This window comes from Tsukamurella asaccharolytica (genome assembly GCF_007858435.1).
Classification (GTDB): Bacteria; Actinomycetota; Actinomycetes; order Mycobacteriales; family Mycobacteriaceae; genus Tsukamurella; species Tsukamurella asaccharolytica.
This window is the reverse complement of record NZ_VIGW01000011.1, coordinates 76,903-101,900: the sequence shown is the minus strand read 5'-3', so window position 1 is coordinate 101,900 and position 24,998 is coordinate 76,903. Positions and strand designations below refer to the sequence as shown.

At 71.3% G+C, this 24,998-nt stretch carries 25 protein-coding genes and 1 pseudogene; 15 read left to right on the top strand and 11 right to left on the bottom strand.

All coding sequences use genetic code 11. The features are described 5' to 3' along the window. The 3 genes from FK529_RS20085 to FK529_RS16555 form a co-directional block, all read left to right on the top strand. On the top strand, window positions 1-500 hold a 500-nt coding region (locus FK529_RS20085), incomplete at its 5' end, for a sensor histidine kinase (RefSeq protein WP_369122204.1). Then, window positions 497-1,123 carry a response regulator transcription factor gene (locus FK529_RS16560; protein ID WP_146563233.1) on the top strand — a complete coding sequence of 209 codons (627 nt, stop codon included), beginning with the start codon at window positions 497-499 and terminating at the stop codon, window positions 1,121-1,123. The genes FK529_RS20085 and FK529_RS16560, both read left to right, overlap by 4 nt. Continuing rightward, a complete protein-coding gene (locus FK529_RS16555) occupies window positions 1,120-2,187 on the top strand; it encodes a lycopene cyclase family protein (protein WP_146563231.1) in 1,068 nt (355 codons plus the stop codon). The genes FK529_RS16560 and FK529_RS16555 overlap by 4 nt, the downstream gene beginning before the upstream one ends. Here the strand turns inward: FK529_RS16555 and trxA are convergent. Further along, window positions 2,156-2,524 carry a thioredoxin gene (gene trxA, locus FK529_RS16550; protein WP_146563229.1) on the bottom strand — a complete coding sequence of 123 codons (369 nt, stop codon included), beginning with the start codon at window positions 2,522-2,524 and terminating at the stop codon, window positions 2,156-2,158. The two genes, FK529_RS16555 and trxA, sit on opposite strands and share 32 nt — an antisense overlap. A gap of 130 nt (window positions 2,525-2,654) precedes the next feature. Here trxA and FK529_RS16545 point away from each other — a divergent pair, with 130 nt between their 5' ends. Then, a complete protein-coding gene (locus FK529_RS16545) occupies window positions 2,655-3,233 on the top strand; it encodes a LysM peptidoglycan-binding domain-containing protein (protein ID WP_146563227.1) in 579 nt (192 codons plus the stop codon). A gap of 69 nt (window positions 3,234-3,302) precedes the next feature. Here the strand turns inward: FK529_RS16545 and FK529_RS16540 are convergent, their stop codons facing one another. Next, entirely contained in the window at window positions 3,303-4,535 is a 1,233-nt protein-coding gene (locus tag FK529_RS16540) for an acyl-CoA dehydrogenase family protein (RefSeq protein WP_146563225.1), read from the bottom strand. 127 nt (window positions 4,536-4,662) lie between these two features. Between FK529_RS16540 and FK529_RS16535 the strand changes: the two genes are divergently transcribed. Next, window positions 4,663-5,112 carry a MarR family winged helix-turn-helix transcriptional regulator gene (locus FK529_RS16535; RefSeq protein WP_146563223.1) on the top strand — a complete coding sequence of 150 codons (450 nt, stop codon included), beginning with the start codon at window positions 4,663-4,665 and terminating at the stop codon, window positions 5,110-5,112. Here the strand turns inward: FK529_RS16535 and FK529_RS16530 are convergent. Next, window positions 5,113-6,632: pseudogene (locus FK529_RS16530) on the bottom strand (AMP-binding protein). It abuts the gene before it with no gap. Between the two features lie 108 nt (window positions 6,633-6,740). On the opposite strand from FK529_RS16530, the gene FK529_RS16525 reads away from it, so the two are divergent. From FK529_RS16525 to FK529_RS16495, 7 genes are all read left to right on the top strand, one after another. Further along, the gene (locus FK529_RS16525) at window positions 6,741-7,625 is read left to right on the top strand and encodes a bifunctional helix-turn-helix transcriptional regulator/GNAT family N-acetyltransferase (RefSeq protein ID WP_146563221.1); all 885 of its coding nucleotides are present in this window, start codon (window positions 6,741-6,743) and stop codon (window positions 7,623-7,625) included. Window positions 7,626-7,856: 231 nt separating this feature from the next. Next, entirely contained in the window at window positions 7,857-8,582 is a 726-nt protein-coding gene (locus tag FK529_RS16520; protein ID WP_146563219.1) for a GntR family transcriptional regulator, read from the top strand. Window positions 8,583-8,609: 27 nt separating this feature from the next. Further along, the gene (locus FK529_RS16515) at window positions 8,610-8,837 is read left to right on the top strand and encodes a 4Fe-4S dicluster domain-containing protein (RefSeq protein WP_068520690.1); all 228 of its coding nucleotides are present in this window, start codon (window positions 8,610-8,612) and stop codon (window positions 8,835-8,837) included. Window positions 8,838-8,863: 26 nt separating this feature from the next. Beyond that, on the top strand, window positions 8,864-10,207 hold the full coding sequence (locus tag FK529_RS16510) for an ABC transporter substrate-binding protein (protein WP_146563217.1): 1,344 nt from the start codon (window positions 8,864-8,866) through the stop codon (window positions 10,205-10,207). Then, on the top strand, window positions 10,204-11,043 hold the full coding sequence (locus FK529_RS16505; protein ID WP_146563215.1) for an ABC transporter permease: 840 nt from the start codon (window positions 10,204-10,206) through the stop codon (window positions 11,041-11,043). The genes FK529_RS16510 and FK529_RS16505 overlap by 4 nt, the downstream gene beginning before the upstream one ends. Before the next feature lie 26 nt (window positions 11,044-11,069). Further along, a complete protein-coding gene (locus FK529_RS16500) occupies window positions 11,070-11,792 on the top strand; it encodes an ABC transporter ATP-binding protein (protein ID WP_438947207.1) in 723 nt (240 codons plus the stop codon). Window positions 11,793-11,809: 17 nt separating this feature from the next. Further along, a complete protein-coding gene (locus tag FK529_RS16495) occupies window positions 11,810-14,572 on the top strand; it encodes a fumarate reductase/succinate dehydrogenase flavoprotein subunit (RefSeq protein WP_146563211.1) in 2,763 nt (920 codons plus the stop codon). On the opposite strand, the gene FK529_RS16490 is transcribed toward FK529_RS16495, so the two are convergent. The 8 genes from FK529_RS16490 to FK529_RS16455 are packed head-to-tail and all read right to left on the bottom strand — an operon-like array spanning window position 14,502 to window position 21,343. After that, window positions 14,502-15,092: a hypothetical protein gene (locus FK529_RS16490; RefSeq protein ID WP_146563209.1), complete on the bottom strand. Its 591-nt coding sequence runs from the start codon at window positions 15,090-15,092 to the stop codon at window positions 14,502-14,504. The two genes, FK529_RS16495 and FK529_RS16490, sit on opposite strands and share 71 nt — an antisense overlap. An 8-nt stretch (window positions 15,093-15,100) precedes the next feature. Then, window positions 15,101-15,487, bottom strand: coding sequence for a metal-sulfur cluster assembly factor (locus FK529_RS16485; RefSeq protein ID WP_231703142.1), 387 nt, complete (start codon window positions 15,485-15,487; stop codon window positions 15,101-15,103). Continuing rightward, complete coding sequence (sufU, locus tag FK529_RS16480) at window positions 15,484-15,942, bottom strand: Fe-S cluster assembly sulfur transfer protein SufU (protein WP_146563207.1); 459 nt, start codon at window positions 15,940-15,942, stop codon at window positions 15,484-15,486. The genes FK529_RS16485 and sufU overlap by 4 nt, the downstream gene beginning before the upstream one ends. Further along, on the bottom strand, window positions 15,942-17,213 hold the full coding sequence (locus FK529_RS16475; RefSeq protein ID WP_146563205.1) for a cysteine desulfurase: 1,272 nt from the start codon (window positions 17,211-17,213) through the stop codon (window positions 15,942-15,944). The genes sufU and FK529_RS16475 overlap by 1 nt, the downstream gene beginning before the upstream one ends. Beyond that, entirely contained in the window at window positions 17,210-18,007 is a 798-nt protein-coding gene (gene sufC, locus FK529_RS16470; RefSeq protein WP_146563203.1) for a Fe-S cluster assembly ATPase SufC, read from the bottom strand. Before sufC ends, FK529_RS16475 begins: the two co-directional genes overlap by 4 nt. 20 nt (window positions 18,008-18,027) lie before the next feature. Then, window positions 18,028-19,215, bottom strand: a complete 1,188-nt coding sequence (gene sufD / locus FK529_RS16465; protein WP_146563201.1) for a Fe-S cluster assembly protein SufD — start codon at window positions 19,213-19,215, stop codon at window positions 18,028-18,030. Continuing rightward, a complete protein-coding gene (sufB, locus tag FK529_RS16460) occupies window positions 19,215-20,645 on the bottom strand; it encodes a Fe-S cluster assembly protein SufB (RefSeq protein ID WP_146563199.1) in 1,431 nt (476 codons plus the stop codon). The genes sufD and sufB overlap by 1 nt, the downstream gene beginning before the upstream one ends. Next, complete coding sequence (locus FK529_RS16455; protein WP_146563197.1) at window positions 20,642-21,343, bottom strand: helix-turn-helix transcriptional regulator; 702 nt, start codon at window positions 21,341-21,343, stop codon at window positions 20,642-20,644. Before FK529_RS16455 ends, sufB begins: the two co-directional genes overlap by 4 nt. A 103-nt stretch (window positions 21,344-21,446) precedes the next feature. Between FK529_RS16455 and mptB the strand changes: the two genes are divergently transcribed. Genes mptB through FK529_RS16440 form a run of 3 tightly spaced genes read left to right on the top strand, consistent with a single transcriptional unit; the run spans window position 21,447 to window position 24,969 of the window. Next, window positions 21,447-23,243: a polyprenol phosphomannose-dependent alpha 1,6 mannosyltransferase MptB gene (gene mptB / locus FK529_RS16450; protein WP_146563195.1), complete on the top strand. Its 1,797-nt coding sequence runs from the start codon at window positions 21,447-21,449 to the stop codon at window positions 23,241-23,243. A 6-nt stretch (window positions 23,244-23,249) separates the two neighbouring features. Continuing rightward, entirely contained in the window at window positions 23,250-24,182 is a 933-nt protein-coding gene (locus FK529_RS16445; RefSeq protein ID WP_146563193.1) for an ABC transporter ATP-binding protein, read from the top strand. 1 nt (window position 24,183) lies between these two features. Further along, window positions 24,184-24,969, top strand: a complete 786-nt coding sequence (locus tag FK529_RS16440; RefSeq protein ID WP_231703141.1) for an ABC transporter permease — start codon at window positions 24,184-24,186, stop codon at window positions 24,967-24,969. Window positions 24,970-24,998: the final 29 nt, after the last annotated feature.

Here is a 24,998-nt window from a genome sequence, read left to right as displayed (position 1 = left end):
AGCAGCCCGGCATCGAGGACGACGCGCAGGCCGCGCTCGCGGACCTGCGGCGCGTGGTGCTCGGGCTGCGGACGGCGGAGGCGCCGCCGGTGCCGCTCGCCATCGGCGGGCTCGTGACCTCCGTGCAGATCGACGAGACGATCGCCGAGGCGGTGGGCCGTGCCCGCGACGCGGGCCAGCACGTCGAGCTGGCAGGCGGCGTCGCCGCGCCGCTCCCCCGCGCGACCGCCGACTGCCTGGCCCGCGTGCTCGAGGAGGGACTCGCGAACGCGCGCAAGCATGCCACGGGGGCGCCGGTCGAGGTGGAGGTCACCGACCGGGGCGTCCGCGTGCACAACTTCCCGGCGGCGCCCGATCCGGCGCTCGCCGCGACCGGCAGCGGCACGGGCCTGCGCGGCCTGGCCGCCCGCACCGCGCTGGTCGGGGGCACGCTCCGGCACGGCCCGGCGCCCGACGGCGGCTGGACCCTGCAGGCCGAGTTCCCGGCGGCCGCCCGATGACTGTGCGCGTGCTGGTGGCCGACGACGACCCCCTCGTGCGGGAGTACCTGCGGTCGGTGCTGTCGGCGGAGGCGGACCTTGACGTGGTGGCGACGGCCGCCGACGGGGCCGCGGCGGTCGAAGCCGGCATCGCGCACGCGCCGCAGGTCGCGCTGCTCGACGTGCGGATGCCCGGCGTCGACGGGATCGTCGCGACCCGGGCCCTGCGCGGCCTCGATCCCCCGGTGGCCGTCGTACTCATCACCACCCTCGACACCGACGCCGTGCTGGTCGACGGGCTGGCCGCGGGCGCGGTGGGTTTCGTGGTGAAGACCGCCGAACCGGCGTTGCTGGCGTCCGCGGTGCGCACCGCGGCGGCCGGCGGCTCGCTGCTCTCTCCCGACGCACTGGCCCGCCTCCTCCGGCTCGCCGGCGACCGGCCGCGTCGCGACCCGCGCGTCGACGCGCTGGGCGAGCGGGACCGCGACGTCCTGCGCGAGCTGGCGACGGGGGCGTCGAACGCGGAGATCGCGGCGCGCCTCTTCCTGGCCGAGTCCACGGTGAAGGGCTACGTCTCCGCGCTGATGTCGCGCCTGGACTGTGCGAACCGCACGCAGCTCGCGCTGCTCGGGGCGGCGCTGTGACGGCGCCCGACCTGGTGGTGCTGGGCCTCGGCCCGGCGGGACGCGCGGTCGCCCACCGCGCCGCGACCGCGGGACTGCGGGTGCGGGCCTTCGATCCGGCGCCGGATGCGCGCTGGCGGCGCACGTTCGGGGCGTGGTCGGACGAGCTGCCCGGGTGGCTCCCGCAGTCGACGGTCGCGGCGGTCTCAACGCCGAAGGTCGTCGCGCGGACCAGGCACGACCTGCGGCGCGAGTACGCGGTGCTCGATGTGAACGCACTGCAGGACGCGTTGTCGCTCGACGGTGTGCAGGTCCGCGCCGAGCGGGCCGGCCGCGACGGCCACGGGACGGCGTTCGTCATCGACGCGCGGGGGCCGGCACCGTCGGACTCGATCGCCGTGCCCCGGCAGACCGCGGCCGGAGTGCTGGTGCCCGCGGGCGCGCACGAGGAGCTATGGATGGACTGGCGGCCGGCGCCGGGCGTGGGCGAGGACGCCGCGGCGTCCTTCCTCTACGCGGTGCGGGTATCCCGGGACGCGGTGCTCCTGGAGGAGACCTGCCTCGCGGGCGCGCCCGCGCTCACCGTCGACGAGCTGGAGGCGCGGCTGCGGGCCCGGCTCGCGGCGCGCGGCGTCGCGGCGGGCGCGCTGTCCGAGCGGGTCGACTTCCCGCTGCTCGCGACCGGGCCGCGGCGCGGACGGGGCTGGTGCGGCGTCGGGGTGCGCGGCACCACGCTGCACCCGGCGACGGGCTACTCGGTGGCGGGCTCGCTGGGCTTCGCCGATGTCACGGTCGCGGCGCTCCGGGACGGTCGGAATCCGGTCAGCCGGAACGCGCTGGCCGCGCACCGTCTCCGGACGGCTGGGCTGCACGCACTGCTGGGAATGACCGCGGAGGAGCAGCGAGAGTTCTTCGAGGTCTTCTTCGGGCTTCCGGACCGGCACGTGCGGGCGTTCCTGGCATCCCGCTCCGCGGCAACGGCGAACGCCGCAGCGATGGCTGCGGCGTTCGCTGCGGCGCCGTGGGGGCTGCGCCGGCGCCTCGCGCGGGCAGTTACTCCGCGGGCTTCTCGCCGGCGGCGTTGAACTCCGCCTGCTCGATGTCGAGTGCGCGGGCCTGGCCGATCAGGTCCTCCAGGGCGGTGGGCGGGAGGGCGCCGGCCTCGTTGTAGACGAGGTTGCCCTTCTTGAAGACCATCAGCGTGGGGATCGAGCGGATGTTCGCCGCGGCCGCGAGGCTCTGCTCGGCCTCGGTGTCCACCTTGGCGAAAACCACGTCAGGATGGGTCTCGGATGCCTTCTCAAACGTGGGCGCGAACGCGCGGCAGGGGCCGCACCACGACGCCCAGAAGTCGACCAGCACGATATCGTTGCCGGTCACGGTCTGATCGAACTTGTCTGCGGTCAAATCAACTGTCGCCATACCTCGTCTAACGATTTTGCCGACTCCATGATTCCCATTCGCCAAAATGTCGCACAGGGTCGCTATTGTCGACTCGGGCGCGCACTCGCGTGCCGCATGTACATCGAGGACTTCGATAAAGGGGATACACATGACCGACGTGCTTCGCGCAGGTAACCAGCTCGGCCTCGGGGAGACCCTGGACTCCCTCAACGGCGGCTACACGCTGACCCTGCAGAGCGACGGCAACCTCGTGCTCACCGAGGGCACCGGCACCGTGGTGTGGGCCAGCGCGACCGACGGCAAGGGCGTCGAGCGGGCCACCTTCCAGACCGACGGCAACTTCGTGCTCTACAACGGCGCGGGCGAGGGCATCTGGTCCACCCAGACCGACGGCTCCGGCGCCGACCGGATCGTCCTGCAGGACGACCGCAACCTCGTCGTCTACGCCGGTGACGAGGACAAGTGGGCCTCCAACACGGCCACCGACCAGCCCGCCCCGGCTCGTGAGGCCGCCCCCGAGCCCGAGCCCGTCGCGGCTGAGGCGCCCGCCGCTCCCGCGCCGGCCGCTCCGGCGCCGCGCACCCACACCGTCGCCTCCGGCGACACCCTGTGGGCCATCGCCGAGCAGTACCTGGGTGACGGCAACCGCTACACCGAGATCGCGCAGATCAACGGCATCGCGAACCCGGATCTGATCAACGTCGGCCAGGTCATCACCATCCCCTGATCTGCCTCCGACAGGCATCACAGCACCGGCCGGCCCTCACCCCGAGGGCCGGCCGGTCGCTTTCCGGGGTTACTCGCCGCGCAGCAGACCCTTAGCCACGTGGGTCACCTGGATCTCGTTGCTCCCCGCGTAGATCATGAGCGACTTGGCGTCGCGCGCGAGCTGCTCGACGCGGTACTCGGCCATGTACCCGTTGCCGCCGAACAGCTGCACGGCCTCCATCGCCACCTCGGTGGCGGCCCGCGAGCTGTAGAGCTTCATGGCCGAGGCCTGCGCCAGCGTCGGCGGCTTGCCGGCCCGCGACGCCTCGATCGCGGTGAACAGCATGTTCTGCACGTTGATCCGCGCGATCTCCATCTCCGCCAGCTTGAGCTGGATGAGCTGGAACTTGCCGATCTCCTGACCCCAGAGCGTCCGCGAGCGCGCGTAGTCGATCGACAGCCGCTGCGCCTCGTTGATGATGCCCAGGCTCAGCGCCGCGATGCCGATCCGCTCGGCGGTGAAGCCGGCCTTCGCCGAGGCCCCGCCGCCGCCGGGCGTCTCCTCGGTCTCGCCGAGCAGCCGGTCGGGGCCGAGGCGAACGTCGTCGAAGAACAGCTCGCCGGTGGGCGAGCTCATCATGCCCATCTTCTTGAAGGCCTTGCCCTGCGTGAGACCCTCCATGCCCGTGTCCAGCACGAACGTGAGCACCTTCCGGTCGCGCAGCGGCGTCCCGTCGCCCTCGTCGAGCTTGGCGAAGACCACGATCGTGTCGGCGTGCGGGCCGTTGGTGATGAAGGTCTTCTGCCCCTTGAGGATGTAGCCGCCGGAGCCGTCGCGGCGGACCGTCGTCTTCATGCCGCCGAGCGCGTCGGAGCCACTGTCGGGCTCGGTGATCGCCCACGCGCCGACCTTCTCCATGGTGACCAGCTCGGGGAGCCAGCGCTTCTTCTGCGCGAGGGTGCCGCGCGACTTGATGGTGGACACCGTCAGCCCCATGCTGACGCCCATCGAGCCGATCAGGCCGAGGCTCACGCCCGCCATCTCCACGTTGAGGATGAGGAACATCGAGGAGCTGAGCGTTGAGGATCCTCCGCCTCCGGGCTTCTGAGCCTTCTCTCCCGCCTCCTCGGCGGCCAGCTCGGCCTCGAGGTTCTCGCGATTGTCCTGGTCGATGCCGAAGGTCCGCAGCATCTTCCGGATGATGTCGTATGGCGGCAGGGCGCCGGTCTCCAGTGCGTCGACGTGCGGCCGGACCTCCTTGTCGATGAACGCCCGCAAGGCGTCGCGCACCATCAGGTCTTCGTCGGACCACTCGAACACGGGCATCCTCCTATGTAGAACGTGTTCTATCTCTGGGCCCATCATTCCACCACGCCGGCCCGACGGTGCGCGAACTCCCGGATAGAGCCTTGACCTAAAGCTTTGTTGAGGAAATAGCGTCGTCGGCATGGAGACCTACTCGGACGACCGCATCCTCACCCAACCCATCGGCTACTGGGCCAGCATGACCGGCCGCTCGGCCGTGACGTTCATCCGCGCCACGCTCGAGCAGCACGGCCTGACCCAACCGCAGTGGTGGGCGCTCAACTACATCGCCGCCCGGCCCGACGGGGTCGAGCTCGACGAAGTCGTCGAGTTCCACCGCGGCTTCGTGGACACCGACGACGCGCTGCGCCCCGACATCGCCGCACTCGTCGCCACCGGCCTTCTGACGGAGGTCGACGGTGCGCTCACCGTCAGCCCGGCCGGTCAGCGGCGGCGCGACGAGACCTGGCCCGACATCCGCGCCGCGCTCGCGCGGATCCGCGCGGGCGTCACGGACGACGAATTCATCACCACGATCCGCACTCTGCAGCGGATGATCGACAACATCGGCGACGCCGCGTGGCACGCGTAGTCAGTTGACCTTGCGCTCCAACGCGTCCCAGAACGGAGCGCGGAGGACGAACTTCTGGATCTTTCCCGTCGCGGTCCGCGGCAGCGCGTCGACGAAGTCGATGCGTTTGGGACACTTGTAGCCCGCCAGGTGTTCCCGGGTGTGCGCGATGAGCTCCTCGGCCGTCACACCGTCCGCGACGACGATGGCGGTGACCAGCTCGCCCCACTTCTCGTCCGGAATGCCGATCACGGCGACCTCGCGCACCGCCGGGTGCAGCGCGAGCGCGTCCTCGACCTCGATCGACGTGACGTTCTCGCCACCGGAGATGATCACGTCCTTCTTCCGGTCCGCGATCGTCAGGTAGCCGCCCTCGAACGTGCCCCGGTCCCCCGTGTGGAACCAGTCGTCCTCGAGCGCCGCGGCGGTCTCGGCGGGCTTGTTCCAGTACGCGGTGAGCGCGTGATTGGTGCGGGTGAGGATCTCGCCGTCCTCTCGATCTTCAGGGTGACACCCAGTGCAGGGGCGCCGGCGCGACCGAGCCTGCGGGCCACCTCCATCGGATCGTCGCCCGCCCACTCCGCGCGCTCGCGGTTCACCGTGATGAGCGGTGAGGTCTCCGTGAGGCCGTAGATCTGGATGAACTCCCAGCCGAGCTCGAACCGGACCCGGTGGATCACGCGCGTGGGCGGCGGCGCGCCCGCGCAGATGACGCGCACGGTGCCAGCACCCGGGATCGGGCCGTCCCACTCGGCGGCGGCGTCGAGCGCCGCGGTCACCACGGCGGGCGCGGCGCACATGACCGTGACGCCCTGGTCGCGGACGCGGCGGAGGATCTCGGCACCGTCGACCTTGCGGAGGACCACGTGCTTGATCCCCACTCCGGTCGCGGCGAAGGGCATGCCCCAGCCGTTGGCGTGGAACATCGGCAGGGTGTGCAGGAGGACGTCGTTGTCGGTGAGCGCGACGTGCAGCCCGAATACCGTTGCGTTGAGCCACAGGTTGCGATGCGTGAGCTGCACGCCCTTGGGCCGGGCAGTGGTCCCGGAGGTGTAGTTGATGGTGGCGGTGGCGAGCTCGTCGCCCGGCCAGGGCGCGGGCTCGGTCGTGCCGCCGAAGATCGCCTCGTCGTCGCGCCCGAGCACGAAGACGTGCTTCGCCGTCACCGTCTCGGCGAGGTGCTCGACCTCCGGGTCCAACAGGAGCACCTCGGCGCCGGAGTCCTCGACGATGTACTCGACCTCGGCGGGCGCGAGCCGGAAGTTGACCGGCACCAGGATCCGGCCCCAGCCGGAGACGCCGAAGAACGACGTCAGCAGCCGCGCCGCGTTCTGCGAGACGATCGCGACGCGCCCGCCGACGGGCACACCCAGCTCGTCGAGCCGCGCGGCCTGCCCTCGCGCGAGGGCCGCCATCTCGGCGTAGGTCTTCTCGCCCCACGACGGTGCCGGCTGGTTCGGCTCGTCGACCATGCCGATGCGGTCGGGATAGACGATCTCCGCACGGTCGAGGAAGTCGCGTACGCCCAGATTCACGAACATGCGGCTCAGGCTATTGCCGTCCCGCGGGTCCGCGCGGCCAGTCGGGCAAACGCGCGTGGTTTGCAACCCCGTTGTCGACACTCTGCTTATCTGACTACAGTCAGATATATGGACGAACAAGTGGACGGCGTCCGGCGATTCAACCGCGCGGTCACGCAACGGCTCGGTGTGCTGCAGGACCGCTACCTCGCGCGGGACCGGCCGCTGGGGCAGGCGCGGCTGCTCTGGGAGATCGGCCGCACCGACGGCGGCGTCGACGTCCGCGACCTGCGCGCCCGCCTCGACCTCGACTCGGGATACCTCAGCCGGCTCCTGCGCGCGCTCGAGGCCGACGGGCTGGTCACCGTCGGGCAAGACGACGGTGACGGCCGGGTCCGGACCGCCCGCGTCACCTCCGCCGGCGCGGCGGAGTACGACGAGCTCGAATCCCGGTCCCATGACGCCGCGCAGGCACTCCTCGAACCGCTCTCAACGGAGCAACGCGCGCGGCTCGTCGCGGCGATGGAGGAGGTCGAACGGCTGCTCGTCGCCTCGCTGGTGCGCGTCGAAGAGGCCGACGCCGGCTCCCCCGCGGCACGATTCGCTGCCCGGGCGTACTACGGCGAGCTCGGCGCGCGCCTGCAGGACGGCTTCGATCCCGATGTCGGCGGCGCGATCCGTGACGCGGCGATCACGCCGCCCGCGGGGCTGCTCCTGATCGCGACGCTGCGCGAGAAGACCGTCGGCTGCGGGGCCCTCGCCTTCCAGGACGGCGGGTTCGCCGAGGTCAAGCGGGTGTGGGCGGCACCGTCGGTACGCGGCCTCGGACTCGGCCGGCGGATCATGGACGACCTGGAGGACCGGGCCCGCGCCGCGGGCGTGCGGACCGTGCGACTGGACACCAACGGCGACCTCACCGAGGCCATCGGGCTGTACCGAAAGCTCGGGTACCGCGAGGTCGAGCAATACAACGACAACCCCTACGCGCACCACTGGTTCGCCAAGGACCTGTGACCGCGGCGGGCGCCTGTGGAGGACCGTCCGGGAAACCAGTCGATCACCAAGATTCAAATCCGCGGCGCCCTCCGGCGGGTGGCGCAATAGCAGGTCGCGACCGGGAAGTCCCAGCTCGGAGGGGCCGCTGGCGCGCTCCGACCGGCGGAATCCAGCGCCGACGCGGTTCCTTCGCCGAGGCACCCTTCCGGGCGCGGCCGGACCCGGCCGACCTGTTCCTATCGTTGCCGCATGCCAGCGACCGAACGCCCGATCCGCGCCGATTCCGCGCGCATCGTCGCCGACGTCCTGCGCCAGGCGATCCACGACGGCACCTATCGCGGGTCCCTGCCCGGCGAGGACGACCTCGGCGTCCAGTTCTCCGTCTCCCGGGGCACCGTCCGCGAGGCCCTGTCGATCCTGCGCGACGAGGGTTGGATCCGCCGCGGCCCGCGCGTGGGCACCGAGGTGATCGCCCGCACCTTCGACCACGGGCTCGACAGCCTTCGCGGGCTCCGCGAGACCCTCTCGCTCCACGGCGAGGTCCGTAATCGTGTACGCACCGCCACCCGGCTCGTGCCGCCCCCGATCGTCGCCGAGAAGCTCGGCATCCCGCGCCGCGAGGAGGCCGTGTACCTGGAGCGGCTGCGCTACCTCGACGACGAGCCCATCAGCCTGGACCTCACGTACCTGGTCTCCGACGTCGGCGACCTGCTCCTGGAGCAGGACCTCGAAAACGAGGACGTCTTCCCACTGATCGAGGCCGTCACGGGTCATCGCCTCGGCACCAGCGACTACTGCCTGACCGCTGCGGCGGCCGATCCGCACACCGCCGCGAACCTGGAGATCGCCACCGGCTCGCCGCTCCTGCTGTACGAGCGCCTCACCCACCTCGAGTGCGGTCGCCCCGTCGACCTCGAGTACATCCGCATCCGATCCGACCGGATCACCCTGCGCGGCACCCTGCACCGCGACTGACCGCTCCCGACACGGAGGAACATACCCATGGCACAGGTCGAACAGCGCGTCGACGTCCCCGTCACCATCGACGCATCCCTCTGCATCGAGGGCTGCAACATCTGCATCGAGGCCTGCCCCCTCGACTCGCTCGCCCTCGACCCGAGCACCAACCGCGCCCACATGTACGTCGACGAGTGCTGGTACTGCGGGCCCTGCGCCGCGCGCTGCCCGACCGGCGCCGTCACCGTCAACATGCCCTACCTCCTGCGATAGCCCGTCCCAGCCCGGAGAACCCAGCCATGACATCCACCCTGCGCGCGATCGCCGTCGTCGCCGCCACCTCCGCCGCCCTCGCGTCCTGCTCCCTCGAGCCCGCGGCCGACGAGTCCACCCAGACCCTCGTGGTGGGCTATCAGTCCAAGACCATCAACACCGTGACCGCGGGAACCCTGCTGCGTGCCAAGGGCTTCCTCGAGAAGCGCCTCTCCGGGATCGGGAGGTTCCGCGTGGATTGGCAGGACTTCGACACCGGCGCCCCGATCACGAGCGGGATGCTCGCCGGCAAGATCCAGATCGGCTCCATGGGCGACTACCCGCTGCTGATCAACGGATCCCGCGCGCAGTCGAGCCCCGACACCGAGACCGCGATGCTCTCGGTGACCGGGTCGAGCGCGCGGGGCGCCCTCAACTCGGTGGTGGTCTCCCCCGGCTCGCCGCTGCGCTCGCTCGCGGACCTGCGGGGTAAGCAGGTCTCCGCGTCGGTCGGCTCCGCCGGGCACGGCACCCTCGTCGCCGCGCTGAGCCGCGCGGGCATCGCCGTCGGCGACGTTACCGTCGTGAACCAGCAGCCGCAGGTCGGGGCGAGCGCGCTCGAGTCCGGCCAGGTCCAGGCGCTGGCGCAGTTCGTCGCCTGGCCCGGGCTCCTCGTTCGCCAGGGCAAGGCCCGCCTCCTCTACGACGGCGGCGAGCTGAACACGCCCACGCTGCACGGCGTCGTCGCCAACCGGAAGTACGCGGCGTCCCACCCGGACGTGGTGCGCGCCTTCCTCCAGGCGCAGCTCGACGCCACCGACTTCCAGCGGGAGCACCCCCTGCAGGCCGCGCAGGACGTCGCGCAGGCCAGCGGCCTGCCCTCCGAGGTCGTCTACCAGTACAACGGCCCGGGCGGCACCGACCCCAACCCGACGCTCACCGCCCCACTCCTCGGAGCGCTCAAGGGCGACATCGGGTACTTGCAGTCGATCGGCCAGTTCGGCACGCCGCTCGACGTCGACCGGTTCGTCGACCCGAGGCCCCTCGCCGCAGCACAGGAGGCGCGCGGCGGATTCCGTTACGATGCAGGCACTCCCGCGCCGAAGCCCACCGCGGAGATCTGGTTCGACGGCGCCGACGCCACCGAGACCGTCCCCGACGCGACCGCGCTGATCCGCACGCTCGCAACGACCGACCGGAAGGTCCGCGCCGCCTACGTCTCGGACGCGCTCACCGGGACCCGCTGGTACGCCGACCAATCACTGTGGCTGCGCGACGACGCGACGCTCGTGCCCTTCGCCGGCCCCGACGCCCGTGACCGGTACCGCGCCGACCACCCGGGCGCCGTCCCCGTCGAGTACCGCGCCCTCCTCGAGGAGGCCCGACGGTGACCGCCCTCGACTCGCTCCCCGCCGCAGCGCTCCGGCGGCAGGCCGCGGCCCCCGCCCGCCGGGCCGTTCTCCCTGCCTGGCCGGTCCGGATCGCGGTGGTCGCCGCCGCGATCGGCGTCTGGCAGCTGCTCACCACGCAGCACGTCGCGCTCAGCTGGATCCGGTTCGACACGCTGCCCTCGGCGAGCGCCGTCGCCGAGCGGTTCGCGCAGTCGGTCCGCACCGGCGAGTACTGGCTGGACCTCGCGCAGTCGCTGATCCGGATCGGCACCGGCTTCGCTCTCGCCGCGGCGCTCGGGATCGCCGCGGGCGTCGCGCTGGGCCGCTCCCGCGCCGCGGAGCTGACCTTCGGCACCCTCATCGAGCTCGTCCGGCCCATCCCCGCGATCGCCCTGGTCCCGGTGATGATCCTGCTGCTCCCGTCGTCCGAGGCGGGCATGGTCGCGATCACCGCGACGGCCGCGTTCTTCCCCATCGCGGTGAGTGTGCGGCACGCCGTCCGCGCCCTCCCGACCGTGTGGGAGGACTCCGTGCGCACCCAGGGCGGCGGCGACTTCGCGGTGCTGTGGCGGGTCGTGCTCCCCGGCTCGCTGCCCGGCGTCTTCTCCGGGCTCTCCGTGGGCGTCGGCGTCGCGTGGATCTGCCTCGTCTCCGCGGAGATGATCTCGGGGCGCCTCGGCGTGGGTTACCGCACGTGGCAGTCGTACACGCTCGTCGACTACCCCGCGGTCTTCGTCGGCATGCTGACGATCGGCGTGCTCGGCTTCCTGACCTCGGCCGTCATCGAGCTGGCCGGCCGCCGTGTCACCCGCTGGCTGCCGCGGGGCGACCGATGAGCGCGCCGGCGGTCAGCCCGCCCGCAGTGCGCACCGGCCTCCGGCTGAAGTTGGACACGGTCGACCTCGGCTACCGCGGCACGACCGCCGTGCACGCCCTCGACCTCACCGTCGAGCCCGGCGAGCGCCTGGTCCTCACGGGCCCGTCGGGCTGCGGCAAGTCGACGGTGCTGCGCGCTCTCGCCGGACTGCTGCGCCCCGCCGCCGGCACCGTCCTCGCCGACGGTGCGCCCGTGACCGGCCCGGATCGCGACCGCGCCATGGTCTTCCAGGAGGACGCGCTGCTGCCGTGGCGTACCGTCGAGAAGAACGTGCTGCTCGCTCTCGCGCTGCGGGGCGTTCCCCGGCACCGTCGCGCCGACGAGGCCCGGCGGTGGCTCGCCGAGGTCGGGCTGAGCGCCTACGCGCATCACCTGCCCCGCGAGCTGTCCGGCGGCATGCGGCAGCGGGTCCAGCTCGCCCGCGGCCTGGCCGGCGCGCCCCGCGCGGTGCTCATGGACGAGCCCTTCGGCGCGCTCGACGCGCAGACCCGCGGCGACATGCATCGGCTGCTACTGCGCACGCTCGACGCCCACCCAGCGACCGTCGTCTTCGTGACCCACGACGTGGACGAGGCGATCCTCCTCGGCGATCGCATCGTCGTCCTCGGCCGCCGCGGCGAGCCCGTCCGCGCGGCCTTCGACGTGCGCCGCGCACCGTCGGCCTCCGCCCTGCGCGCGGGCGTCGTCGACGCCCTCACCGACCGCTGACCAGCATCAGGAGTTCCATGGACATCCCCGAGATCGCCGACCGCACCCGCCTGACCTGCGACGTGCTCGTGATCGGCGGCGGCACCGCCGGCACGATGGCGGCGCTCACCGCGGCCGAGGCGGGCGCCGACGTGCTCCTGCTCGACAAGTCGCACGTGCGCCACTCGGGCGCGCTGGCGATGGGCATGGACGGCGTGAACAACGCCGTCATCCCCGGCAAGGCCGAGCCCGAGGACTACGTCGCCGAGATCACCCGCGCCAACGACGGCATCGTGAACCAGCAGACCGTGTACCAGACGGCGACGCGGGGCTTCGCGATGATCCAGCGCCTCGAGCGGTACGGCGTGAAGTTCGAGAAGGACGAGTACGGCGAGTACGCCGTACGCCGCGTGCACCGCTCCGGCTCGTACGTGCTGCCGATGCCCGAGGGCAAGGACGTGAAGAAGGCGCTGTACCGGGTCCTGCGGCAGAAGAAGATGCGGGAGCGGATCCGCATCGAGAACCGGGTGATGCCGGTGCGCGTGCTCACGACCGGTCCCGGGGAGGACCGACGGGCCGTCGGCGCTGTCGCCTTCAACACGCGGACCGGGGAATTCGTCGAGATCTCGGCCGGCGCCGTCGTCCTGGCGACCGGGCCGTGCGGCCGCCTCGGGCTGCCCGCGTCCGGGTACCTCTACGGCACCTACGAGAACCCGGCGAACGCCGGCGACGGCTACGCGATGGCGTACCACGCGGGCGCCGAGCTCAGCGGCATCGAGTGCTTCCAGATCAACCCGCTGATCAAGGACTACAACGGCCCCGCCTGCGCCTACGTGGCGAATCCCTTCGGCGGCTACCAGGTGAACGCGCTCGGCGAGCGGTTCGTCGACTCCGACTACTGGTCGGGGCAGATGATCGCCGAGGTGCGCTCCGAGATCGATTCCGCCCGCGGGCCGATCTACCTCAAGGTCTCGCACCTGCCCGAGGAGACGCTCGGCGAGCTGGAGTCGATCCTGCACACCACGGAACGCCCGACGCGCGGCACCTTCCACGCGAACCGCAGCCACGACTACCGCACGCACGACATCGAGATGCACGTCTCCGAGATCGGCCTGTGCGGCGGGCATTCCGCGTCCGGGGTGTGGGTCGACGAGAACGCCCGCACCACGGTGCCCGGCCTGTACGCGGCCGGCGACCTGGCCTGCGTGCCGCACAACTACATGATCGGCGCGTTCGTCTTCGGCGAGCTGGCCGGCGCGGACGCGGTGCGGCACGCGCGGACGGTACCGGTCGCGTCCGACGGGCTGGAGTCGCAGATCGCGGCGGCGCACGAGCTGATCTACGGCCCGGCCCGCAGGCCCGACGGTCCGCCGCAACCCCAGGTCGAGTACAAGCTGCGCCGCTTCGTGAACGACTACATCGCGCCGCCGAAGACCGCGCCGAAGCTGACCATCGCCATCGAGACCTTCGAGCGGATGCGCGGGGAGGTCGACGGATTGGGCGCGCGGACGCCGCACGAGCTGATGCGCTGCGTGGAGGTCTCGTTCATCCGGGACTGCGCGGAGATGGCGGCGAAGGCCTCACTCGCGCGCACCGAATCCCGATGGGGCCTGTACCACGATCGCCCGGACCTGCCCGAGCGCGACGACGAGCGATGGGGCCGGCACCTGAACCTGCGCCTGAGTGCCGACGGCGAGCTGGAGTTCCTGACCCGGCCGGTGGCCCCGTACCTGGTGGCGGTGGACGAGTTCGACCACATTCCCAGCTCGTCGGATTCCGTCGAGGTGCTGGGGCCGCTGGCGGTGGCACCGATCGGCGCGATCCCCGCGGCGGCCTCACGTGCGACTGCGGTACCCGCGGTCTCGCCGCGGTTGCGGGAGCTCCTGGCCCTGGACGGGCCTGCCGTCGAGGAACTCGCCCGATTCCTGTCCGATCCGGACGCGACGGTCCGGCGCACCGCCGTCACGTTCCTCGTGGAGGGCGCGCCCGACGGGTTCCTCACTCCTCTGGTCGCCGCGCTCGGCGACGCGGACGCCCCGGTCCGGCGCGCGGCCGCCGCCGGGCTGATCGAGCTGGTCGAGGTGCTGCCGTCCGCCGACGGGCTCGCGGCCTTCCTGGGCTCCCCCGATCCCGTGGTGCGCGCAGCCGTCGGCAATCTGCTGCGTTCGCTCAAGGCCGGATCGCCGGAGCAGTTCGCGGCTCTGGTGGGCGATGCCGATCACCGGGTGCGGGTCGTGGGCGTGAGCGGGCTGGTCTCGCACGACGACTGGGCCGCGCTCGTTCCCGCGACCGCCGATGGCAACCGGGAGGTGCGGATCGCCGCGGCGGCCGGCCTGGCCACCGTCGGGCGCGGCGGCGTCGACGCCGTGCGTGCGCTCGCCGCCGACCACGACCCGCTCGTGCGGGCCGCGGCGCTCGAGGCCCTGGGCGCGCTCGGCGACGCCACCGACCTCGACCTACTCGGCGCCGGCCTCGCCGATCGCGCGTGGCAGGTTCGGCAGGGCGCGGCGCGAGGTGCGGTGGCCCTCGGGCCCGACGGCGCCGTCGCGGCCCTCGGATCCGCCCTCGGCGACCCGCATCTCGACGTGCGGAAGGCGGCGGTCGTGGCACTGCGGACGTGGCCGGAGGTTCCCGCGGTCGCCGATGCGCTCACCGCTGCGCTGGAGGACTCCGACGCCGATGTCCGCGCCCACGCGCGACTGGCGCTTGCCGCGGGGTCACGACCCGCGATCAGCCGGCCGACGGGTGCGCAGCGACCAGGAGGCCGATCTCCAGCATGCGAACGATTGACGGCGGGGTGAGCAACCGCAGCTCCCCCGCCGGTGCGGCCGGGGTGTAGCCCTCGAAGCTCCACCGCAGCCAGGCGTCGTTCCAGCGGAGATAGGCGTCCGTGCCGTCGGTGACCACGGCTCCTTCGGGCGGAGTCACAGTCACGGGTGGGTTTCCGGCCCGACGCTCCGCGCGCAGGGCGCGATCCATCGCCTTCGGCGTGTTCTCGACGTCCGGGTTCGCGACGGCCCACAGCCGCTTGAACTCGCGGTAGTCGGCACGCCGGCACTCGCCGCACGGCCGGTGGCCCGCGGCGAAGGCGGTGGCTTCATCAAACAGGAACAGCTGCGTGTAGCGTCGCGGGTCCGGCTGCCTGGGCGACCGGTAGCGGCCGTTGAAGTCGAGCCGGCACGCGATCCACATCGCGTTCGCGTGTTCGCGCACGACCGTCCCACTCTCGTCGTGGAGAATCCCGCGATTGCCCAGGAGAGCGCCGCGGGCCGGATCGGCGACGATCCGGCCCCACGGGTCCACTCGATTGCGCAGCGGCATTGCCAGTCTTAGACGGTGAAGCCGAGGGCGCGCAGCTGCTCGCGGCCGTCGTCGGTGATCTTGTCGGGACCCCACGGCGGGAGCCAGACCCAGTTGATCTTGGCGTCGGTCGCCAGGCCCGACGAGACCAGCGCGGCGCGGGTCTGATCCTCGATGACGTCCTGCAGGGGGCAGGCCGCCGAGGTGAGGGTCATGTCGATGAGGACCGCGGCATCGTCGTCGACCTTGAGGTCGTAGACGAGGCCCAGGTCGACCACGTTGATGCCCAGCTCGGGGTCGACCACGTCGCGCATGGCCTCCTCGACGTCGAACAGCGTGGGCAGGTTCAGCGGGTTGTCGCCGGCCTGCGCCGGGTCGGCCGCGGCGCCGGCGGCCTCAGCAGCGTTCTCGCTCATGCCGTCTTCTCCTCCGAGTCGATGATCTGGGACAGCGCGTCCTTGAACGCCATCCAGCCGAGCAGTGCGCACTTGACGCGCGCGGGGTACTTCGCGACGCCGGCGAAGGCGATGCCGTCGCCGATGAGGTCCTCGTCGCCCTCGACCTGGCCCCGGGACTGCAGCATCTCCGTGTAGGACTGCAGCATCTTCAGGGCCTCGCCGACGGGCACGCCGATCACCTGGTCGGTGAGGACCGAGGTGGACGCCTGCGAGATCGAGCAGCCCTGGCCGTCGTACGAGACGTCGACGACGGTCTCGTGATCGTCGGACAGGTGCACCCGGAGGGTCACCTCGTCGCCGCAGGTGGGGTTGACGTGGTGGACCTCGGCCTCGAAGGGCTCGCGCAGCCCGCGGCCGTGCGGGTGCTTGTAATGGTCCAGGATCACGTCCTGATACATCTGCTCCATGCGCATCAGACCACCCCGAAGAACTTCTGAGCCTTGACGATCGCGTCCGCGAGCACGTCCACCTCGGCGAGCGTGTTGTAGACCCCGAACGAGGCACGGGCGGTCGCGGCCACGCCGAACCGGCGGTGCAGCGGCCACGCGCAGTGATGGCCGACGCGGATCGCGACGCCCTCGTCGTCGAGGACCTGCCCGAGGTCGTGGGCATGGATGCCGTCGACCACGAAGGAGACGGCGCTCCCCCGGTCCCGGTTCTCGGTGGGCCCGATGATCCGCAGGCCGTCGATCGCGCCGAGCCGGTCGAGCGCGGCGCCCACGAGCGCGTGCTCGTGCGCGGCGACGTCGGCCATCCCGAGCCCGCCCAGGTACTTCACGGCAGCGCCGAGGCCCACCACCTGCGAGGTCATCGGGACGCCGGCCTCGAAGCGCTGCGGCGGGGCGGCGTAGGTCGAGCCCTCCATGGTGACGGTCTCGATCATCGAGCCGCCGGAGATGAACGGCGGCAGGTGCGCCAGCAGTTCGCGCTTGCCGTAGAGCACGCCGACGCCGGACGGGCCGTACATCTTGTGGCCCGAGAAGGCGGCGAAGTCCACGTCGAGGTCCGCGAGGTCGACGGGGCTGTGCGGCACCGACTGGCACGCGTCGAGCACGACGAGGGCGCCGACAGCGCGGGCCCGGGCCACCAGCTCCGGCACCGGCGCGATCGCGCCGGTCACGTTGGAGGCGTGCGTGAACGCGACGATCTTCACCGAATCGTCGAGCTGCAGCGAGTCGAGATCGATCCGGCCCTCGTCGGTGACGCCGTACCACTTGAGCGTGGCGCCGGTGCGGCGGCACAGCTCCTGCCAGGGCACGAGGTTCGCGTGGTGCTCCAGCTCGGTGACGACGACGGTGTCGCCCTCGCGCAACCGGTGACCACCCAGCACGGCCGCCGAGCGGTCGTCGCCCACCGTGTACGCCACCAGGTTCAGCGACTCGGTCGCGTTCTTGGTGAACACCAGCTCGTCGGGCGAGACCCGCACGAACTCGGCGATCGCGGCGCGTGCGTCCTCGTAGGCGTCGGTGGCCTCCTCCGCCAGCTGGTGCGCACCGCGGTGCACCGCGGCGTTGTGCGTGGTGAGGAACTCCCACTCGGCGTCGAGAACCGGGCGCGGGCGCTGCGAGGTGGCGCCGGAGTCCAGGTAGACCAGCGGCTTCTCGTCACGGACCGTGCGGGACAAGATCGGGAAGTCGGCGCGGATCGCGTCGATGTCCAGGGCGGACTTCACCGAGGTGGTCATGCTCCGACGGCCTCGGTGAACTTCACGTAGCCGTTCTCCTCCAGCTCGTCGGCCAGCTCCGGACCGCCCGACTCCACGATCCGGCCGTCCACGAAGACGTGGACGAACTCGGGGTGGATGTAGCGCAGGATCCGGGTGTAGTGCGTGATGAGCAGGACGCCGCCGCGCGTAGGCGTGCCGGAGCCGTCGTCATAGCCGCGCTCGGCGTAGCGGTTCACGCCCTCGGAGACGACGCGCAGCGCGTCGACGTCGAGACCGGAGTCGGTCTCGTCGAGGATGGCGAACTTCGGCTTGAGCAGGCCCAGCTGCAGGATCTCGTGGCGCTTCTTCTCGCCGCCCGAGAATCCCTCGTTGACCGAGCGCTCACCGAACTGCGGGTCGATGGACAGCTCGCCCATCGCCTCCTTGACCTCCTTGACCCAGTGCCGCAGCTTGGGCGCCTCGCCGCGGACCGCGGTGGCGGCCGAGCGGAGGAAGTTCGACATCGAGACGCCGGGCACCTCGACCGGGTACTGCATGGCCAGGAACAGGCCGGCGCGGGCGCGCTCGTCGACGGTCATCGCGAGGACGTCCTCGCCGTCGAGCGTGATCGAGCCCTGGGTCACCTCGTACTTGGGGTGGCCCGCGATGGCGTAGCTCAGCGTGGACTTGCCGGAGCCGTTGGGGCCCATGATCGCGTGCTTCTCACCGGAGTTGATCGTCAGATCGACGCCCTTCAGGATCTCGATCGGCTCGGCGTTCTCGTCCGACTGCACGACGTTGACGTGCAGGTCACGGATTTCCAGAGTAGACAACTTCAGTTCCTTCTTACGGGTCAGACGCCGGCGGTGGCGAGTTCGTGTTCGATGGCCGCGGCGAGCCGCTCGCGCAGCTCGGGGACGGAGATCCGGTCGATCAGCTCCTGGAAGAATCCGCGCACGACCAGGCGGCGGGCCTCGTCCTCGGGGATACCGCGCGAGCGCAGGTAGAACAGCTGCTCGTCGTCGAAGCGGCCGGTCGCGCTGGCGTGGCCCGCTCCCTCGATCTCGCCGGTCTCGATCTCCAGGTTCGGCACCGAATCGGCGCGGGCACCGTCGGTGAGAATCAGGTTGCGGTTGAGCTCGAAGGTGTCGGTGCCCTCGGCCTCGGCGCGAATGAGCACGTCGCCGACCCACACGGTGTGCGCGTCGGGCAGCTTCGAGGACGGATCGCCCTGCAACGCACCCTTGTAGACGACGTTCGACCTGCAGTGCGGCACCGCGTGGTCGACCAGCAACCGCTGCTCGAGGTGCTGCCCGTCGTCGGCGAAGTACAGGCCGAACAGCTCGGCGTTGCCGCCGGGCGCGTCGAACTGCACGCGCAGCGTCATGCGGACGAGCTCGCCGCCGAGCTGCACCGCGAAATGCCGGACGTGGGCGTCGCGGCCCACGCGCACATGGTGCTGGGTGACCCAGACGGCGTCGTCCGCGAAGTCCTGCGCGTCGATGATCTGCACCGAGGCACCGTCGCCCAGGATGACCTCGACGTTCTCGGCGACCGAGCCCGAGCCGGTGTGGTCGAGCACGACCACCGCACGGGCGTGGCGCTCGAGCCGCACCTGGACGTGAGTGAACGCGGTCTTCCCCTCGCCGGGGCCGGCGATACGGACGAAGACGGGCTCCGCGACCTCGACCTCCTTGCCGACGGTCAGCACGAAGGCCTCCGTCGTCGAGGTGAAGGCCTGCGCGGCGACGCGGTCGAACGGGACGCCGCCCTGGCCGAGACGTTCGTCGCCCTTGGCGACGGTCTCGAAGGAGACGCCCTCGGGCGTCGCGTCGACGGTGGCGGTCACGGCACCGTCGGCCTGGACGGACCCGTCGTGCAGGCCCTTGAGCCGGCGCAGCGGGGTGAACCGCCAGGCCTCGTCGCGGTGGCTGGGGATCTCGAAGGCGGCCACGTCGAAGGACGTGAACAGCTCGCCCTTGTTGGCGACGGGGTGGGCCTCCAGAGCTTCGGAGACTGAGTTGGCTGCTGCGTTCGTCACTAGCCCACGGACCCTTCCATCTGCAGTTCGATCAGGCGGTTCAGCTCGAGCGCGTACTCCATCGGCAGTTCCTTGGCGATGGGCTCGACGAAGCCGCGCACCACCATGGCCATGGCCTCGTCCTCGGTGAGGCCGCGGCTCATCAGGTAGAAGAGCTGATCGTCGGAGACCTTCGAGACGGTGGCCTCGTGGCCCATCGTCACGTCGTCCTCGCGGATGTCGACGTACGGGTAGGTGTCCGAGCGGGAGATCGTGTCGACCAGTAGCGCGTCGCACTTCACGGTGGACTTGCTGCCGTGCGCGCCCTTGTTGACCTGGATCAGGCCGCGGTAGCTCGCCCGGCCGCCGCCGCGGGCGACCGACTTGCTGACGATGTTGCTCGACGTGTTCGGCGCGAAGTGCACCATCTTCGATCCGGTGTCCTGGTGCTGGCCCTCGCCGGCGAAGGCCACGGAGAGCACCTCGCCCTTGGCGTACTCGCCCATCATCCACACGGCCGGGTACTTCATGGTGACCTTGGAGCCGATGTTGCCGTCGATCCACTCCATGGTCGCGCCGGCCTCGGCCTTGGCGCGCTTGGTGACCAGGTTGTAGACGTTGTTCGACCAGTTCTGGATGGTCGTGTAGCGGCAGCGCCCGCCCTTCTTGACGATGATCTCGACGACCGCGGAGTGCAGCGAGTCCGACTTGTAGATCGGCGCGGTGCAGCCCTCGACGTAGTGCACGTAGGCGTCCTCGTCGACGATGATCAGCGTGCGCTCGAACTGGCCCATGTTCTCGGTGTTGATCCGGAAGTAGGCCTGCAGCGGGATGTCCACGTGGACGCCCTTGGGCACGTAGATGAACGAGCCGCCCGACCACACGGCGGTGTTCAGCGCGGAGAACTTGTTGTCGCCCGCGGGGATCACCGAGCCGAAGTACTCCTCGAAGAGCTCCGGGTGCTCACGCAGACCGGTGTCGGTGTCCATGAAGATGACACCCTTCTCCTCCAGGTCCTCGCGGATCGAGTGGTAGACGACCTCGGACTCGTACTGCGCGGCGACGCCGGCGACGAGGCGCTGCTTCTCCGCCTCGGGGATGCCGAGCTTGTCGTAGGTGTTCTTGATGTCCTCGGGCAGGTCCTCCCAGGACTCGGCCTGCTTCTCGGAGGAGCGCACGAAGTACTTGATGTTGTCGAAGTCGATGCCGTCGAGGTCGCTGCCCCAGGTGGGCATCGGCTTCTTCTCGAAGATGCTGAGCGCCTTGAGTCGCTGCTGCAGCATCCACTCGGACTCGTTCTTCTTCGCAGAGATGTCCGCGACCACGGCCTCGGAGAGTCCGCGCTGCGCCGACGCGCCGGCGGCGTCGGAATCGTGCCAGCCGTAGCCGTAGGTGCCCAGGGAGGCGATGGTCTCCTCCTGGGACAGCGGGCCGTTGTCGACCGTTGTCATCGAAGCTCCTTAGCGGGTTGCTCGCGGACCACGCGCTCGAGGGGCACGTGGGTGGTGCAGGCGCGGTCACCATTGGCAATGGTGGCCAAACGCTGTACATGAGTCCCCAACGCCTGTTCGATCGCCGAAATTTCGGCCTCGCACAGTTCAGGGAACTCGGCTGCGACCTCCGACACCGGGCAGTGGTGTTGGCAGATCTGGACGCCGTTGCCCACTTCTCGGGCATCGGCGGAGAATCCAGCGTCCGAGAGCGACGCCGCGATCCTATGGGCACCGTCCACCGGGTCCGCGGACTCGGTGGGGCTGACGCTGCCGATGGCCTGCTCGGCCCGGCGCCGCGCGAAGGTGCGCACCGCCCCGTCGCCGCCGAATTCGCGCAGCGCGCGGAGGGCGTCGACCGCCAGGGCGTCGTAGCCCTGACCCAGGCGCCGCCGCCCGGAGGGCGTGAGCAGGAACTCCTTCGCGGGCCGTCCCCGCCCCCGGCCGCCCAGGCCCGACGGTGGCGCGACCGTCACGTCGCCCGCCTCGAGCAGATTGTCGAGGTGACGGCGCACAGCGGTCGTCGTGATCCCCAGGGCCTCGCCGATATCGGCCGCGGTGGCCTGGCCCCGGTTCATGAGCAGCCCGACCACCGCGTCACGGGTGTCCCCGTCACGCTGGGCCGTCGAGGCGTGCGCCTCGTGCTGCTCGTATTTCACAACACGATTGTTTCTTAATTCGCCCGGCACTTCCAGCAAGGTCAGGCTAAGCTCAGCGGCGGCCCGCCGCGGAACGCTCCGCGCACCGTCTACTCTTGCGGACGTGCGCGCTGCCCCCTCCCTCCCCGCCCCCGTGCGCACCCTGGCGAACTACCTCGGCCTGACCAAGCCCGGAGGGGCACCGTCGGGCAGCGCAGCGGACAGCCCCGGCGGCACGGTGAACCGCCTGCACTCCGACGAGCAGCAGTACCCGGACCTCAACGCCCAGGAGAAGCGCACGGTCCGCACGATCGCGACCTTCGGTGGCGTCGGCGCCGTGCTCATCGCCTTCGGTGCGCTGGGCGTGGGCTCGTTCCCGGTCGTGCAGAACCCCATCGCCGGGCGGCGGCTGATCGGGCTCATGTTCCGCATGCAGTCGACGGCGCTGACGGTGACCATGGTCGGCACGGCGATGCTCATGATCGCGTGGGTGCTGCTGCGCCGGTACACCATCGGCTACCTCAACCCGAGCGCGCACGCCGAGCCCGCGCCGCCGCGCCGGCTGACCCGCCGCGGCTTCGACCGGATCCTCGCCCTGTGGGTGCTGCCCTTCCTGTTCGCGCCGCCGATGTTCAGCAAGGACGTCTACTCCTACCTTGCGCAGTCGGAGATCACCGCGCGCGGCCTGGACCCGTACGAGATAGGGCCCGCCGCGGCGCTCGGCATCGACCACGTCTTCACGCGCTCGGTGCCCAACATCTGGCGCGACACCCCCGCCCCGTACGGCCCGCTCTTCCTCTACCTCGGCCGCGGCATCACGTGGCTGACCGGCGAGAACGTCGTCGCCGGGGTGGTGCTGCACCGCGTCCTGGCCCTGGCCGGCATGGCGATGATCGTGTGGGCGCTCCCCCGGATCGCCCGCCGCTGCGGCGTCAACGAGGTCGCCGCTCTGTGGCTGGGCGCCGCGAACCCGCTGGTCATCTTCCATCTCATCGCGGGCATCCACAACGAGGCGCTCATGCTCGGCATGATGCTCGTCGGGATCGAGTGGTCGCTGCGCGCGATCGACTCGGGGCGGCCCTTCCTCGACGGCCTCGCCCCCACCAGAGCGGGCGCACTGCTGACCGCGGGCGCCGCGATGATCGCCCTGTCCGGCCTGATCAAGATCACCTCGGTGCTCGCGCTCGGCTTCATCGGCATGGCTCTCGCGCGGCGCCTCGGCGGGAGCTTCCCCAACATCGGCGGGCGGCTGCGCGACTGGCGCACGGCCCTGGCCGAGTGGAGACCGAACGCGGTGCGCACCCTCGTCGCGCTCGCGGCGTCGGCGGGCTTCCTCGTGATCGTGCTGGTCGTGGTGGTCGTGGCGGTCTGCCAGACGACGGGCCTCGGCTACGGCTGGCTCGACGCCGGCACTCTCGGCACGGCGAACAAGGTCCGCTCCTGGCTCTCCATCCCGACCGTGCTGGGCCTCGGGACCGGGCAGGTCGGGGTGTTGTTGGGCCTCGGCGACCACACCACGGCGATCCTCGGCATCACCCGTCCGATCGCCGCCGCACTCGCGGCCGTGATCGTGCTGCGCATGCTCCTCGCCACGCTGTCGGGCCGCATCCACCCCGTCGGCGCGCTCGGCATCTCGATGGCGGCACTGGTCCTGCTGTTCCCGGTCGTGCAGCCCTGGTACCTGCTGTGGGCGATCGTGCCGCTGGCCGCGTGGGCCACCGCACCCGGCTTCCGCCTGGCCGCCGTCATCGTCTCCGGCGTGATCTCGGTGGTGCTCATGCCGAACGGCGGGGAGATCGAGCCGTACGTGATCGCCAAAGCGGGCATGTCGACCGTCGTCCTCGTCGCGCTCGCCATCTACCTGGCCTTCGAGCTGCCGCGCCACCGCGAACGGCGCCGCCGCCGCGGCCGAGTAGTCTGACTTCCCGTGCCCGCACTGTCCGCGACCTCCGTCACCAAGCGATTCGGCGACGTCGTCGCCGTCGACGGACTCGACCTGACCGTGGAGCGCGGCAGCGTGCTCGCCCTGCTCGGGCCCAACGGCGCCGGCAAGACCACCACCGTCGAGCTGTGCGAGGGCTTCGGCTCCCCCGACTCCGGCACCATCGAGGTCCTGGGCCTCGACCCGGTGGCCGACGCCGCCCGCCTCAAGCCCCGGGTCGGCGTGATGCTGCAGGGCGGTGGCGCCTACCCCGGCGCGAAGACGGGCGAGATGCTGCGACTGGTGGCCGCGTACGCCGCGAACCCGCTCGACCCCGACTGGCTACTCACCACGCTGGGCCTCACCGACGTGGTGGACGTCAGCTACCGCCGCCTCTCCGGCGGTCAGCAGCAGCGACTGTCGCTGGCCTGCGCGCTCGTCGGGCGTCCTGAGCTGGTCTTCCTCGACGAGCCGACCGCCGGCCTCGATGCGCAAGCACGCCTGCTGGTCTGGGATCTCGTCGCCGCGCTGCGCCGCGACGGCGTCACCGTGCTGCTCACCACCCACCTGCTCGACGAGGCGGAGGCCCTCGCCGACCGCGTGGTCATCATCGACCGCGGCCGTGCGGTGGCCGACGGGACTCCCGAGGAGCTCACGCGCCGCGGCGCGGAGGACGAGCTGCGGGTGACGGCACCGTCGGGCCTGGATCCGGCCGCCCTGGCCGCCCAGCTGGGCACCGGCTTCACCGCGACGGTCGACGCGACCGACGCGCCGGACGCCGTGTACGTCATCCGCGGCGGCGAGGTGACGCCCGCGGTGATCGCCAGCGCGGCCGCGCACTTCGCCGCGGAGGGCGCGCTACTGACGGACCTGCGGGTGGGCACGCGGACCCTGCAGGACGTCTTCCTCGACCTGACCGGCCGCGACCTGAGGGGATGACGTGACCCGAACCGAGCCCCGATTCGCCTCCGGCACCTTCCTGCCGAACCCCGAGGCGGCGCGCCCCGCGGCGATGCTCGCCGCGCAGACCCGGATGGAGCTCACGCTCCTGCTGCGCAACGGCGAACAGCTGCTGCTCACCATGTTCATCCCGATCGCGCTGCTGGTCGGCTTCGCGGTGCTGCCCATCGGCGGCGACGCCACCCGGATCGACTCCCTGGTCCCCGCCGTGATGGCGGTGGCGGTGATGTCGACGGCGTTCACCGGCCAGGCCATCGCCGTCGGCTTCGACCGGCGCTACGGCGCGCTCAAACGCCTGGGAGCCACGCCGCTGCCGCGCTGGGGGGTCATCGGCGGCAAGACCTTGGCCGTGGTGCTCGTCGTGATCCTGCAGGCGGTGGTCCTCGGCGGGATCGGGCTCGCGCTCGGCTGGCGACCGGAACCCGTCGGGCTGCTGCTGTGGGTGCCGATCCTCGCGCTGGGAGTCTTCGCCTTCGCCTCGCTGGGCCTACTGCTGGGCGGCACGCTCAAGGCCGAGATCGTGCTCGCGCTGGCGAACCTGCTGTGGTTCGTCATGGGCGCGGTCGCCTCGCTCGTCGTCGTGCGCGAGCACGTGCCGGGCGGCGTGCTGCTCCTCGCGCGGCTGTCCCCGTCGGGCGCGCTGACCGAGGCGCTGACCCGCGCCGCGAGCCTCGGCGCGGTCGACTGGGCGGGCCTCGCGGTGCTCGTCGCCTGGGGCGTCGCCGGCTCCGCGGCGGCCGTTCGGCTCTTCCGCTTCACGGATTAACCACTACAGGCGGTAGTAGCCGCGAGGCA

Bases quoted from the DNA above. Each gene is read 5' to 3' on its own strand.
- FK529_RS16515 (WP_068520690.1), top strand. From the start codon at position 8,610: ATGGCACAGGTCGAACAGCGCGTCGACGTCCCCGTCACCATCGACGCA.
- FK529_RS16525 (WP_146563221.1), top strand. From the start codon at position 6,741: ATGGACGAACAAGTGGACGGCGTCCGGCGATTCAACCGCGCGGTCACG.
- FK529_RS16490 (WP_146563209.1), bottom strand. From the start codon at position 15,092: ATGCCGCTGCGCAATCGAGTGGACCCGTGGGGCCGGATCGTCGCCGAT.
- FK529_RS16535 (WP_146563223.1), top strand. From the start codon at position 4,663: ATGGAGACCTACTCGGACGACCGCATCCTCACCCAACCCATCGGCTAC.
- sufB (WP_146563199.1), bottom strand. From the start codon at position 20,645: ATGACAACGGTCGACAACGGCCCGCTGTCCCAGGAGGAGACCATCGCC.
- FK529_RS16485 (WP_231703142.1), bottom strand. From the start codon at position 15,487: ATGAGCGAGAACGCTGCTGAGGCCGCCGGCGCCGCGGCCGACCCGGCG.
- FK529_RS16475 (WP_146563205.1), bottom strand. From the start codon at position 17,213: ATGACCACCTCGGTGAAGTCCGCCCTGGACATCGACGCGATCCGCGCC.
- FK529_RS16495 (WP_146563211.1), top strand. From the start codon at position 11,810: ATGGACATCCCCGAGATCGCCGACCGCACCCGCCTGACCTGCGACGTG.
- FK529_RS16545 (WP_146563227.1), top strand. From the start codon at position 2,655: ATGACCGACGTGCTTCGCGCAGGTAACCAGCTCGGCCTCGGGGAGACC.
- FK529_RS16520 (WP_146563219.1), top strand. From the start codon at position 7,857: ATGCCAGCGACCGAACGCCCGATCCGCGCCGATTCCGCGCGCATCGTC.
- sufU (WP_146563207.1), bottom strand. From the start codon at position 15,942: ATGCGCATGGAGCAGATGTATCAGGACGTGATCCTGGACCATTACAAG.
- FK529_RS16510 (WP_146563217.1), top strand. From the start codon at position 8,864: ATGACATCCACCCTGCGCGCGATCGCCGTCGTCGCCGCCACCTCCGCC.
- FK529_RS16560 (WP_146563233.1), top strand. From the start codon at position 497: ATGACTGTGCGCGTGCTGGTGGCCGACGACGACCCCCTCGTGCGGGAG.
- trxA (WP_146563229.1), bottom strand. From the start codon at position 2,524: ATGGCGACAGTTGATTTGACCGCAGACAAGTTCGATCAGACCGTGACC.